7 protein-coding genes, 10 tRNA genes and 1 pseudogene are annotated in these 13,291 nt (G+C 35.1%); 2 read left to right on the plus strand and 16 right to left on the minus strand.

Translation table 11 applies throughout. The annotated features are described in order from the left end of the window. Positions 1–14: 14 nt before the first annotated feature. The 6 genes and pseudogenes from BN2144_RS18815 to BN2144_RS18840 form a co-directional block, all read right to left on the minus strand. The gene (locus BN2144_RS18815; protein WP_033829742.1) at positions 15–1,487 is read right to left on the minus strand and encodes a glutamate synthase subunit beta; all 1,473 of its coding nucleotides are present in this window, start codon (positions 1,485–1,487) and stop codon (positions 15–17) included. A gap of 3 nt (positions 1,488–1,490) precedes the next feature. Next, positions 1,491–5,993, minus strand: coding sequence for a glutamate synthase large subunit (gene gltB, locus BN2144_RS18820; RefSeq protein ID WP_033829743.1), 4,503 nt, complete (start codon positions 5,991–5,993; stop codon positions 1,491–1,493). A 186-nt stretch (positions 5,994–6,179) separates the two neighbouring features. After that, positions 6,180–6,983 (minus strand): AraC family transcriptional regulator, encoded by an 804-nt coding sequence (locus tag BN2144_RS18825; protein WP_033829744.1) that lies wholly within the window; start codon positions 6,981–6,983, stop codon positions 6,180–6,182. Positions 6,984–7,249: 266 nt separating this feature from the next. Continuing rightward, positions 7,250–8,366, minus strand: a pseudogene (locus BN2144_RS18830) (IS4 family transposase). A gap of 195 nt (positions 8,367–8,561) precedes the next feature. Beyond that, positions 8,562–9,329, minus strand: a complete 768-nt coding sequence (locus BN2144_RS18835; RefSeq protein WP_033829745.1) for a DUF1385 domain-containing protein — start codon at positions 9,327–9,329, stop codon at positions 8,562–8,564. Between the two features lie 27 nt (positions 9,330–9,356). Beyond that, positions 9,357–10,223: a hypothetical protein gene (locus tag BN2144_RS18840; protein ID WP_139017917.1), complete on the minus strand. Its 867-nt coding sequence runs from the start codon at positions 10,221–10,223 to the stop codon at positions 9,357–9,359. Between the two features lie 435 nt (positions 10,224–10,658). Between BN2144_RS18840 and BN2144_RS18845 the strand changes: the two genes are divergently transcribed. Together BN2144_RS18845 and BN2144_RS18850 are read left to right on the plus strand one after the other, a co-directional pair. Next, complete coding sequence (locus BN2144_RS18845) at positions 10,659–10,982, plus strand: DUF771 domain-containing protein (protein ID WP_033829747.1); 324 nt, start codon at positions 10,659–10,661, stop codon at positions 10,980–10,982. A gap of 118 nt (positions 10,983–11,100) precedes the next feature. Next, positions 11,101–12,210 carry a site-specific integrase gene (locus BN2144_RS18850; RefSeq protein ID WP_033829748.1) on the plus strand — a complete coding sequence of 370 codons (1,110 nt, stop codon included), beginning with the start codon at positions 11,101–11,103 and terminating at the stop codon, positions 12,208–12,210. A 148-nt stretch (positions 12,211–12,358) separates the two neighbouring features. Here BN2144_RS18850 and BN2144_RS18855 read toward each other — a convergent pair. The 10 genes from BN2144_RS18855 to BN2144_RS18900 all read right to left on the minus strand — a co-directional run bounded on the left by BN2144_RS18855 (position 12,359) and on the right by BN2144_RS18900 (position 13,228). Next, positions 12,359–12,440 (minus strand) — tRNA-Leu (locus BN2144_RS18855). A gap of 5 nt (positions 12,441–12,445) precedes the next feature. Then, a tRNA-Cys gene (locus tag BN2144_RS18860) sits at positions 12,446–12,519 on the minus strand. A gap of 5 nt (positions 12,520–12,524) precedes the next feature. Then, a tRNA-Gly gene (locus BN2144_RS18865) sits at positions 12,525–12,599 on the minus strand. 3 nt (positions 12,600–12,602) lie between these two features. After that, a tRNA-Gln gene (locus BN2144_RS18870) sits at positions 12,603–12,674 on the minus strand. Positions 12,675–12,682: 8 nt separating this feature from the next. Then, a tRNA-His gene (locus BN2144_RS18875) sits at positions 12,683–12,758 on the minus strand. 12 nt (positions 12,759–12,770) lie between these two features. After that, positions 12,771–12,841 (minus strand) — tRNA-Trp (locus BN2144_RS18880). Between the two features lie 9 nt (positions 12,842–12,850). Then, a tRNA-Tyr gene (locus tag BN2144_RS18885) sits at positions 12,851–12,932 on the minus strand. A 10-nt stretch (positions 12,933–12,942) separates the two neighbouring features. Beyond that, a tRNA-Thr gene (locus tag BN2144_RS18890) sits at positions 12,943–13,018 on the minus strand. Positions 13,019–13,044: 26 nt separating this feature from the next. Next, positions 13,045–13,120, minus strand: a tRNA-Phe gene (locus BN2144_RS18895). A 31-nt stretch (positions 13,121–13,151) separates the two neighbouring features. Then, a tRNA-Asp gene (locus BN2144_RS18900) sits at positions 13,152–13,228 on the minus strand. Positions 13,229–13,291: the final 63 nt, after the last annotated feature.

A 13,291-nucleotide genomic window follows, 5' to 3' on the forward strand; every position in this document is an offset into this window, starting at 1 on the left:
CCCATTCTGTACATTCATTTATTCATGATATATTCATGACATTCGATTGCGGCCTCTTTTCCTTCTTGAATTGCCCAAACAATTAAACTTGCACCTTTGCGGGCATCGCCAGCAACAAATATTCCTTCTTCATCTGTATGGTATTTGCCATCTTTGACCCTAATAGTCGAATTTTCATTGACTGTAATTTTACTATTTTTAAAGATATCTGTTTCAGGTCCTACAAAACCAACTGCAAGTAAAATCAATTGAGCTGGCCATATTTTTTCTGTTTTTGGAATCGTTTCTCGAATTTTTTGACCATTATTTTTAATAACGGTTTTTACTTTTGTACTTTTAACTCCGATAACATTGCCATTTTTATCACTGATAAATTCTAATGCTGTTGTAGCAAATGATCTTGGGTCATGACCAAAAACACTTGCGGCTTCCTCCTGACCTGAATCTAATTTATAAATTTTAGGATATTGGGGCCAAGGATTGTCATCATGTCGATTAATTGGACGTTTTGGATAAATATCAAATTGAACAAGACTTTTACATTTTTGTCGAATTGCTGTTGATATACAATCAGTTGCAGTATCTCCTCCACCAATAACGACCACATCTTTACCTTCAGCAGAAATATAGTTGCCATCTAAAAAATTTGAATCTAGTAAACTTTTGGTTGTGGAATGTAAATAATCCATTGCAAAATAAATGCCCTTATTATTTCTACCTGGTATTTGTAAATCACGAGGCCGAGTGGAACCGATGCAAAGGACAACTGCATCATATTCCGAACGTAATTGATTAAGTGTAATCTGTCTTCCAATTTCTACATTTGTAAGAAACTGAATTCCTTCTTTTTCTAATAAACTAATTCTTCGATCAACAACATTTTGGTCAATTTTCATTTTAGGAATTCCATATGTTAATAATCCGCCAACTCTATCATCTCGTTCGTACACTGTTATCGTGTGTCCATACTGATTTAAGATAGAAGCACATGAAAGTCCGGCCGGGCCTGAGCCAATTATGGCAACTTTTTTTCCAGTTCGGTTTTTTGGAATTTGTGGTTTGACCCAACCTTCTTCAAAAGCTTTATCAATGATTGCACGCTCAATGTTTTTAATTGTGACAGATTCATTGGCTAATGATGCAATACAACCGGCTTCACAAGGTGCTGGACAAGCACGACCTGTAAACTCTGGAAATGGATTTGTTTTACTTAACAGCTTATATGCTTCCTTCCATTTTCCCTTATAAACAAGGTCATTCCATTCCGGTATTAAGTTATAAACTGGACAACCAGTCGTCATGCCTGCTAATTTACTGCCGTTATGACAAAAGGGAACGGCACAATTCATACAACGAGAAGCCTGTTGCCGAAGTATTCTTTCAGAAGGAAGTTGGTCGATTTCTTGCCAATCTTTAATTCTGTCTAACGGATTCCGATAATGAACAGATTTCCTTTTAAAATCAATAAATCCAGTAGCACTTCCCATCTACTAACCTCCAATCTCTACATTTACGCTTTTACGTTTTGAGTCAGCTAGAATTCTCTTATATTCTTTTGGTATCACTCTTATAAAACGTGACACATAGGAGTCCCAATTTTGTAAGTATTTCTTAGCTACTGTACTATAGGTATAGTAATAATGTTTTTCTATTTGACTTTTTACAAAATCAATTTCCTCTTCATCTTCTAAAGATTCAATATTTACAAATTCTGTATTGCAGATAATAAAGAATTTTTCAATATTATCGACTGGAATATAGGCAATACCACCTGACATTCCTGCAGCAAAGTTTTGCCCAACTTCACCTAATATGACGACACTTCCTCCTGTCATATACTCACAACCATGATCACCAATTCCTTCAACAACAACATGTGCTCCACTATTTCTTACACAAAACCGCTCCCCAACAATGCCACGAATATACGCTTCACCACTTGTTGCTCCATAAAACAATGCATTTCCTGCTATTATATTTTGTTCGGCTTTAAATTTAGATTTATTAGAAGGATAGATCGCCATTTTTCCACCAGATAACCCTTTACCAACATAATCATTAGCCTCACCTTCTAATGTTAAGGTCACCCCAGTTGGTAAAAACGCTCCGAAGCTTTGACCTGCAGAACCAATAAAGTGAAAATGAAGCGTGTCTTTTTGTAATCCATCGGATCCAAACTGTCTAGAAATTTCACTTCCCAATAAAGTACCAACCGACCGATGTATATTTTGAATAGGAAATATTGATTGAATTGGTTCCCTATTCTTCAAATAATCCTTATAAATCGGAAGTAATAATTGATAATCTAATGTGTGATTGATTTCATGATCAGATTGTACTTTTTGATGTCTTTCAAAAGGCATGTACTCTAAAATTGGTGATAAATCTAGTTTTTGAGCCTTCCAATTATTAGATTGAGCTTGTTTTAACATGTCCGTTCTTCCTACCATTTCGTCAATCGTTCTAAATCCTAACTGGGACATATATTCACGAATTTCTTTAGCAATAAAATGCATTAAATGAATAATTTGATCTGCAGTACCAACCATATTTTTTCGCAACAACGGATTTTGTGTTGCAATACCAACTGGACATGTATCTAAATGACAAACTCGCATCATCACACAGCCGAGAGCAACCAATGGTAAGGTTGAAAATCCAAACTCTTCTGCACCAAGTAAAGCAGCAATTACAACATCACGACCCGTCATCATCTTACCGTCAGTTTCAAGTGTCACTTGATTCCTTAATCCATTCAAAATTAAGGTCTGATGTGTTTCAATTAAACCCAATTCCCAAGGCATACCTGCATGTTTTATACTTGACTTTACTGCTGCACCAGTGCCACCATCATACCCACTAATTAAAATCACATCAGCATTTGCTTTTGCAACACCGGCAGCAATTGTACCAACGCCTGATTCTGAAACAAGTTTCACATTAATCCTTGCTTTCGAGTTAGCATTTTTTAAATCAAATATTAGTTGTGCTAAGTCTTCAATAGAATAAATATCATGGTGAGGGGGTGGTGATATTAATTCAATTCCTGGTAACGTTCCTCTTGTTTTAGCAACTTCTGGAGTTACTTTATGACCTGCCAATTGTCCTCCTTCACCTGGTTTTGCTCCCTGAGCCATTTTTATTTGAATTTCATCACAATTAACAAGGTAATGGCTTGTTACACCAAATCTTCCCGATGCCACTTGTTTGATTCTGCTACATTTTGAATCTCCATTTTCATCTGGTATAAAACGTGCAGGGTCTTCTCCACCTTCTCCACTATTACTTTTTCCACCGATACGATTCATGGCGATAGCCAATGCCTCATGTGCTTCTTTACTAATTGAACCAAAGGACATCGCTCCTGTTTTAAAACGTCTCAAAATTGATTCAACTGGCTCCACTTCTTCAATCGGTATTGGTTTTCTTTTAAAATGAAATGTCAGTTGACCGCGTACTGAGGTTTTTTGGCTAATTTCTTCATTAATTAATTGGGCGTATTCTTTGTACACTTTATAATTCCCAGTACGTACTGCTTGTTGTAATAATAAAATGGTTTTTGGTTGGAATAAATGTTGCTCTCCACCTGCACGCCATTGAAAATCAGACCCTGTCTCTAGTTCGACATTTAGTTGTTGAAATGCACTCTCATGACGCAAGCGAACTTCTTTTCCAATATCTTCGATAGTTAAACCACTTAATTTTGAAGGGGTTTTTGGAAAATATTGATCAATAACACTATGATTAATTCCAATTGCTTCGAATATTTGGGCACCAATGTAGCTTTGTACAGTAGAGATCCCCATTTTAGACATAACTTTTAATAAACCCTTCGTCATTGCTTTCACAAAATTCCGACTTGCTTCATCAATGGAAACTTGGTATTCATCTTCTTCTAATAAAATTGGTAACGATTCATAAATAAGGTAAGGATAAACTGCATTAGCTCCATAACCAAGTAATGTTGCAAAATGATGAACTTCCCTTGGTTCACCAGATTCGACTATTAAACTAACTTTATTTCGTTTACCCGTTCGAATTAAATGATGGTGGACAGCAGAAATAACTAATAAAGAAGGAATAGCTGCAAAGTTTTTACTAACTTCCCGGTCACTAAGAATTAGAATATTGCTACCTTTATCAATTTCACCATCGACTTTTTGAAACAGTTGATGTAAAGATTGTTCAAGGCTACCGTTAACTGGAAATAAAGTTGAAATTCTTTCCGTTTTCCATTCTTTCGTTTGCAAACCTTCAATTTTATTCATTTCTAATTCCGACAAAACCGGTGATTTTAGTTGTATTTTTTTTGTAGTTGTTTTATCAGGTTGTAGTAGATTTCCACCCTTAGCTAATAATACTTCTAGTGATGTAATAGCTTCCTCTCTAATCGCATCAATTGGAGGATTTGTAACTTGAGCAAACTTTTGTTTGAAATAATTAAATAAAAGTTGTGGTTTGTTAGATATGATGGCTAATGGAGCATCGTAACCCATTGAGCCCGTCGGTTCATACCCTTCTAAGACGCAAGGCTTTAAAACTTTTTCCCATTCTTCATTTGTATAGCCATAAATTTTCTGTTTTTGAAGAATGGCTTCTTTGGAAAAACTTTTTGAATTGCTTATATGATTAGGTAATTTTTCTATAGGAATAAAAATTTCATCAACAAGTCTTTGATATGGCCGTTTCGAAATGATATTTTGTTTTAGTTCCTTATCTAAATATAAGCATCCTTTTTCTAAATCGACTAAAAGCATTTGTCCAGGTCGAAGTCTGTTTTTGTACAATATTTTTTCTTCTGGAATATTGATGACACCAACTTCTGATGCAACACAAATAAAGTCATCTTCAGTGATAATAACCCGTGCTGGACGTAAACCGTTTCGATCAAGACAAGCTCCAATTTGTATTCCATCTGTAAACGCCATTGCCGCCGGCCCGTCCCAAGGTTCCATTAATCCACTATGATATTGATAAAACGCCTTTTTTTGTTCTTCTATTAATTCTTGCTTTTCCCATGGTTCTGGAATCATCATCATCATCGCGTGTGGTAATGACCAACCAGATAATACGAGAAATTCTAATGCGTTATCGAACATTGCTGAGTCACTACCGTTTTCATCGATAATCGGCACTAATTGTTGAATATCCTCAATTTCATTCGTTTGAAAGGAAGCTTCTCTAGCTCTCATCCAATTGACATTACCTGTAATTGTATTTATTTCGCCATTATGAATGATAAACCGGTTCGGTTGAGCTCTTTGCCAACTAGGAAATGTGTTCGTACTAAATCGGTTATGGACCATCGCCATAGCGGACTCATATAATTCATTACTAAGATCTAAATAAAATTTTCCGAGCTGTTCTGGTAATAAAAGACCTTTATAAATGATTGTTCGAGCTGAAAAACTAACAATGTAAAAAAGATCATGTCTTGAAAGTTCTTTTTTCAATGTATTTTCTATTTTTCTACGAAGTTTATATAATTTTCCTTCGAATTTAATATCTTTTGGTTGCTCGAATGGAGATTTAATAAATACTTGACATATAACAGGCTGGGTTTCTTTGGCCTTTTGACTCAAAATTGTATCATTGATTTGCACATGTCTAATCCCGATTAAATCTAAATTTTCTTCTACAATTGTATGGTTAATGATTTCCTCACATCGTTTTCTTGAACTTTTATTTTGTGGAAGGAAAAACATTCCTACTCCATACATTCCCTGTTCTGGTAAAATTACTCCTTGCTTTTTCCATTCATTTTGAAATAATTTGTGAGGAATTTGTGTTAAAATCCCTGCTCCATCTCCTATTGCTCGTTGCCCATCACGACCACCGCGATGATTCAACCGTTCAAGGGCAAAGATCGCTTGTGAAATAATGGTATGGTTTTGACGACCATTTATATTGGCTAACATAGCTATACCACAAGCATCATGTTCGTATTGTGGGTCGTACATTCCTTGTTTATTAAGCATCCACGAGTGCTGCATTTAATTCCTCCCTCTTTATTTGTTTTTCTAAACTTATGTTATTATTTTTACTGTTCAATTTCTTTAGCTTTTTTGACATAAAATTTGCACTTTTTTACCAACCTTGGAAAAATGAATCGATCTTTTTTCTATAAAAAAACTGCTATAGGTAATACCTATAACAGTGGAAACTACTAGTTTACTTTTTTATCGAATTTCGGACGGGTTTTTACCAGTATATTGTTTAAACTGCCGACTAAAAAAGTGCAAGTCGTTGTATCCAAGCGCAAAGGCAGTTTCTGTAACAGTCATACCGCAATTATGGAGTAGGTGTTCAGCACGTTTTATCCGACTATAAACAATATAAGATTTAACGGTATGTCCTACAATTTGCTTAAATTTTTTTGAAAAATAACGAGGAGAGAGATTGGCACGAGCAGCTAAGCTTTCAATTGTGTGCGTTTTTCCAGGATGTTGCTGAATATAATTTGCTATTTCTAAAATCGTTTCCAGCAAGTTATTATTTACATCTTCTGGTTCATCCTGTACTTTTTCTTCTTGTTGTTCATATTCTTCCCTTAATAGATGAATCATAATTTGTTTCAAAATTAACTTACCTTCAATTTCAGCACCAAAGGTTTCTACTAAGAATAGGCGAACGTACTGAGATAGTAAAGATTCAAAGACGATTCTATTTTTAATTATTCGATGTGAGGAAGGGATTAATTTGACGTTACTTTCTACGTCAAAATGTATATATGTTAATACGAGAGGATTTTGTGGATTATGTGTAGCTTCTGTCCAATCACCTGGTTTAAATAAAAAACAGTGCCCTTTGCCAATTTTATATGGCTTTTTATTTAACCATAACGTACCTTCTCCATTCCATACATAAAATAAATCATAATTTGGCATTGGTGCGTCTCTTTTTCGCCATTTCCAATTCGGTTCACAATGAATTGTGGCTAAGGCCGGTTTTAAAATAAAATTATCCGGATTTAAATATAACATCCTCATTCCCCTTTTAAAATTAAAGAATAATATATCTTTTTATATAATTATTATTAATCTATTGTCAATATCAATTTTAGATTTATTAATCTGTTTTTTAGATAGTATACAGTTTCACTAGCATTGCATAAATATAGTTGGAATATTCCGTAAATAATTTTCTCATAAATTAAGCCAAAAAGTCAAAGTCCAACTAAAGGTGGCTTTATCCATTTTTTGAAAATTATATACAGTTCATCCAAAAGGGACAACGACATTTGCCTTTGTTATGGAACGGCTTTTTTCTCAAACCTTCGCAGCCAAATGTAAGCTGGCTTCCATAATGCTGCCTTTAACCAGCGGCTAATTCGAAGCAGCGACTTTTTACTTTTTGTTTCTAATTGAATCAGTACATGTAAACAGTAGGTGATGAGTGCGATGTAAATTTGATTTTGTAACGCCGTCTTACTCATTCCGTAAAAATGTTTGATTTCCACGTGCTGTTTCAGCCATTTAAAGAACAACTCGATTGCCCAGCGGGAGCGGTAAATATCACTGATTTCATCTGCGCTTAAATCAAATCGATTCGTGATTAATCGAAGGATATTCCCTTTCGTATCGGACACTTCCAAAAGGCGAAAGACGTTCTCTGCACGATTTTGTGTGGAGCCAATATAGACCATTTTATCGGATAAAACAGTCGATTCAGGTGGTAGAGAAAAAGAATAAACATCTCGAGTGACGGCATTTTTCTTGATTCTTGAAACGAAGAAATAGCCATCATCTGTCATTCGGTCAAAGCGCTCATAATCTACGTATCCTCGATCAAACACATACATGGCTTCTTTGTCATCGACGAGAACTTCTAATTGATTTCAGTCGTGTTCTTTTGCTGGTGTGATGGCTGCTTTTTCCGGATAAACGGTGTTTTTATCCATGAATACAAGCCTTAAATGAAGTTTCACGCCAGCTTTTGTTTTGCGAAACGTTGCCCATTTGTAATTCGTTAAATTAAGAGGCAATGTGCTAGAATCAATGATCTTCAATGGCATGGAAGAATTCAGTCGCTTTTTGTGAAATCCCTGGATCTGATAGACGAGATCCAGAAACAAAGCTACCAAAATCGTTGGGTCTACTTCATTGTTTTTACGCGAAAGCTGAGACGCACTAATCGATTCAAACCCGAGTGCCTTTTGCAGGTCATCATTAAGTAATGCATCACTCATTGCCTCCAGGCTTTCCGTTTCATGAAGCTGTGCGAAAAGTAAAAGTTTGATATATGCCTCTGTCGTTAGTTTCTTTGTGTAATAATCTTGTTTCAGATTTTCTGCTTGTTCATAAACTTTTTTAAAATGAATAGGTGCAATATTTACTAAATGATGATAATCGTGTATTCTTGTCCATAATGAGTTCCTTTATATTGGATTTGGACAGGAAGCCACCCGTCCTATTCAGTATAAAGGATTTTTTTATGGACAAACTACTAAATAATTGAACATTCTTAGTATTTTTTGTTTTTAGATTTAATTTATGCAATGCTAGTGATCTTTATCCTAAAATAGTTATCAAAAAGTGTCAATATTCATTTTTAAAAATGATCTATACTTTATTATCATTTCTTTCCGCTTTTAAAAGAGCTTCATATGATGCTACAGCAACTTCTACATGTCTTGGTGATGGCTTTGATGTGAATAGAGTATATTGTATAAAACCACCAATCCAATAAAAAGGTGTAAGCATTCTTGATTGAATTAGAAATAATTCATATCCCAAACAAACACTGAGCACACCTAAGAGAAATAAGTCTGAAATAAAAAAAGAAAAGATGTAGCACCAAAAGAACAGAAAGACCACTATATTTGTTCCACACCGTCTATGTATTCTTGATTGCATAATTACATCTGATATTGCTAGGCTGGACAATGTACTATACGATGTGTCTGCCATATGTTCAGCAGCATGATACTTACCTAGGTTTGTCATTTTACAAATAACTCCAAAGGTAACCAATATAATTACAAGTAGTAACAAAAGATGCCTTTGAATCAATTCAGCAATAATTGATAAGAAAAATAATGATGAATCTGCATTTTCACTATTACGAGTTAACAACACAAGCAGAACTAAAAATGGGAGAAATATAAATAGATAAATCTTCCACATTACTATAATCGGATTTATCAATAAGAATAATCCACGAATTATGGGGATTTTGTTAATCATTCTCTCTAACTTTGAAATGTCCTTTCTTTTAGTAATATTTATACTAATCGTTCCATCTCTGTTCCTAATTGCTTTTGAAATATATTTCTCTGAATAAAATATCACACCTTTAAACCTTGCCGCACCACCTTTAATAATTGACATGTTAACCTCCATATAACTGTACTTATACTATTTCAGAGTTGTCAGGCATGTCAAACTCAATAGCTGAATGGCATGTAAGAAGATGAGCTGACACTTATCATAGTCTAAGTTATTTTCATCATAGAATTTATTGAGTTCCTTTAATAAAACAGTCAGTTTTTTTATGAGTAGATTATTTTTTGCTTCAGCATCATATTTTTTCTTCATTAGGACACACATGAAAAATTCATTTATATTTTCAGTAATTGGTGGCCTGTTAAAGACAATGTTAAAAATATATGTATCATACCCCTTCACAACATCTAAATCCCAAAATTCCTCTTCAGGTTCTAGTTCAAGTGTAGAAAGATTAAGGAGTATATCAATTACATAGGCTTGATACAAAAAATAATTATACATAGATATTAATGTTTCATTTTCATCAGGATATACCCCTGTTATTGTCTCTAATAATTCTATTTTTTCATGCGATAATCCTAAGATCGCACTACAAGTTATATAAAATAATTTTTTTGTAGAAATATTTCTCGCTGTATTATCATAATTAACCAAAATATCAAATGCCCTTTGAACAGCTTCAACTTTAGATGAGACATTTTTTATAATATTTTCAAGTTCGTTAAAATCTTTATAAGTTATCTTCACATTTTTTTTGAAATCTGCATACATTCTTATCAAGTCAAGTGACTCATCATCAATTATGTAATGTCCTCTTTCATTTTTTTCTAAATTCATTCCCATATATTTCATTATTCTATTAACTTGATTTCTATGATCTTCCCCTAATATCTTTGCGACTTGACCCGTTGTATATGTATTTGACATTAATTTCACCCCTAATAAAATTTTTGATAAATATATATTAAACGTAACAGTGGTGTAACGGTCAAGCACTTCCCCCCCTCGATAACTCAAAAATATTATGCTAGTGCCACAATTATAATTATCTACTCTTAGTCAGATTTCCATATGGATAAATATTATCTTGACATAAATTATTAAATCCTGTAAATTAATATTTACAAATTGAATAAACACCAATAATGAAATAAAAATTAATTACACAATAGACAAAGCGCCTAGCAATAACACATTGCAGCTAGATTCAACTAGATAGGAGTATTTACTTGCACTCAGTCATTTATTTTTTTAGCCCAAATAGGCTTTGTTTGAAACACTTATAATAAACTGCCAACACACTTCAGATAAAATGCAAAACAAAAATGCTTTTGCAATAAGTCACAGGTCCATATGGATTCTGTTTCTTGTTGTAAAAGCATTTTTTTGTGCTGCAATGATCGAATAATCATCATGGTGGAGGTATGAAAAATGGAACAACAGCTATCAGTTAATCTAACTATCCCAATCCCGTCTGATACCGTATTAATCTCAAAAGTAGAACTGAAGGAGCTTAAACAGCAACAACTGTATGGAGTCTACTGGTCAATGAAAGATCTCGAAAAAAGAATCAATCGAAAACATGAATGGATTAAAGAAAATATTCTTTATCCATCACATTTCAGAAAAATACTTGATACTGAACATGGTGGTTTTGTCTTCTATCCAAAAACAAAAGGGCAAACTTGGTCTTTTCATGCTTTAAAAATGGCAGACTTTTTGGATAAGAATTTTCACCGAATATTTTCTTCCTAGTAGCAGATATAATTCCTACTACCTTATATGTAACTACAAAACAATATAAGAAATTGTTAAAATAAGGGTGACCTATTTCGGAACTGGCCACCCTTATGAAAAAAAGTGAGGGGAAAATATGGCTAGTATTCAAAAACGAGGAAAAACATATCAGTTTACTGTTAGCCATATGGTTAACGGAAAATCAAAACCTATAAGAAAGGGAGGCTTCCGCACTAAGAAAGAAGCTCAAATTGCAGCTGCAGAGATAGAATCACAGTTAAGTAAAGGACTTCTTCCTCATCTAACTCCAGTGCCAATAGATGACTATTTTGACAAGTGGGTTAGGCTTTATAAAACAAATATCAGTGTTACTACTCGAAAGCATTACGAATACACTTATAAAGCGATCAAAGAATACTTCGGGAGTAAACCTTTACAAGAGATCACCAGACATGATTATCAAATGTTTATTAATCAGTTTGGTTCTAGTAGATCTAAAGAAACAGTAGAAAAGGTAAATACCCATATTCGTGCATGTGTGAAGGACGCAATGGATGAACAAATTATTCATCGTGATTTTACAAGAAATGCTGTAATTACCTATACTGTACCCGCCAAAAAATCAGAAGAAAAGCATCTTAACTATAAAGAAAGCGAGATCTTATTAAAAGAGATATGGGAGAACATTAACAAGGGATTAGGTTATTCACTACTTCTACTAGGACTAACTTCTGGAATGCGCTTTGGCGAAATGGTTGGACTTACAAGGAAAGATTTTGATTTTAAAAAGAATACGATAAGAATAAATAAAACCTGGGGATATATGAAACGCCATCCTGAAGGTTTCGGACCGACAAAAAACGAACAATCTGTGCGAACGATAACAATGAATCCAACTGTCATGGCTCATTTTAAAAAACTATTTAAAACCATGCCTACAAATATTCATCAGTTGGTTTTCTATAGTCCTACCTCAAAATACAAAGTTATAAGCAACACAAATGCAAACAAGCTATTAAAGAATACGTTAAGCAATCTTGGTATTGAACCAATCACCATTCACGGGTTACGTCATACACATGCAAGTGTTCTTTTGTATAAAAATATTTCAATTCATTATGTAAGTGAACGACTTGGACATGGTGACATTGATACTACCTTACGAGAGTATACCCACGTCATTAAAGAGTTACGAGAGAAAGAAGAGCAGGCAACAATAGAGATTTTCGAGAAAATGATTGGGTAAAACTTGTGTAAAAAATGTGTAAAATCATTCGAAAACCAATCGTTTTCAATCAAAACCTAAAAATACAAAAAAAGCTCGTAAACCCTTATATATCAAGGCTTACGAGCAAATAATTCTTTTCTAAAATTAACTTAAAAAATATAAAAGATACCGGTGGTCGGGATCGAACCGACACTCCAGAAGGAACACGATTTTGAGTCGTGCGCGTCTGCCAATTCCGCCACACCGGCAAAATTGGAGGCGGCAACCGGATTCGAACCGGTGATAAAGGTTTTGCAGACCTCTGCCTTACCACTTGGCTATGCCGCCATAATTGGAGCGGAAGACGGGATTCGAACCCGCGACCCCCACCTTGGCAAGGTGGTGTTCTACCACTGAACTACTTCCGCAAACTGGGCTAGCTGGATTCGAACCAACGCATGACGGAGTCAAAGTCCGTTGCCTTACCGCTTGGCTATAGCCCAATTATATATGGGGCGATTGATGGGAATCGAACCCACGAGTGTCGGAGCCACAATCCGATGCGTTAACCACTTCGCCACAACCGCCAAAATAAAATACAGGGGTAGTAGGAATCGAACCCACACTGGAGGTTTTGGAGACCTCTGTTCTACCTTTAAACTATACCCCTATAAAATAATGGAGGGGGACGGATTCGAACCGCCGAACCCTGAGGGAGCGGATTTACAGTCCGCCGCGTTTAGCCACTTCGCTACCCCTCCATAGTAAATATGGTGCCGGCCAGAGGACTTGAACCCCCAACCTACTGATTACAAGTCAGTTGCTCTACCAATTGAGCTAGGCCGGCAAAATAAATATATTAAAATATTTCAATGGTGGCTCGGGACGGAATCGAACCGCCGACACAAGGATTTTCAGTCCTTTGCTCTACCGACTGAGCTACCGAGCCAACATATGTATATGAATATAGTATGTATTAATGGCGGTCCGGACGGGACTCGAACCCGCGACCTCCTGCGTGACAGGCAGGCATTCTAACCAGCTGAACTACCGGACCAGATTGCGGGGATAGGATTTGAACCTACGACCTTCGGGTTATGAGCCCGACGAGCTACCAGAC

Source organism: Bacillus andreraoultii, from assembly GCF_001244735.1.
Lineage (GTDB): Bacteria > Bacillota > Bacilli > Bacillales > Caldibacillaceae > Caldifermentibacillus > Caldifermentibacillus andreraoultii.

What these genes read in the sequence shown, in the direction of transcription:
- BN2144_RS18815 (WP_033829742.1), bottom strand. Translation starts at nt 1,487, where the DNA reads ATGGGAAGTGCTACTGGATTTATTGATTTTAAAAGGAAATCTGTTCAT.
- gltB (WP_033829743.1), bottom strand. Translation starts at nt 5,993, where the DNA reads ATGCAGCACTCGTGGATGCTTAATAAACAAGGAATGTACGACCCACAA.
- BN2144_RS18825 (WP_033829744.1), bottom strand. Translation starts at nt 6,983, where the DNA reads ATGTTATATTTAAATCCGGATAATTTTATTTTAAAACCGGCCTTAGCC.
- BN2144_RS18835 (WP_033829745.1), bottom strand. Translation starts at nt 9,329, where the DNA reads ATGTCAATTATTAAAGGTGGTGCGGCAAGGTTTAAAGGTGTGATATTT.
- BN2144_RS18845 (WP_033829747.1), top strand. Translation starts at nt 10,659, where the DNA reads ATGGAACAACAGCTATCAGTTAATCTAACTATCCCAATCCCGTCTGAT.
- BN2144_RS18850 (WP_033829748.1), top strand. Translation starts at nt 11,101, where the DNA reads ATGGCTAGTATTCAAAAACGAGGAAAAACATATCAGTTTACTGTTAGC.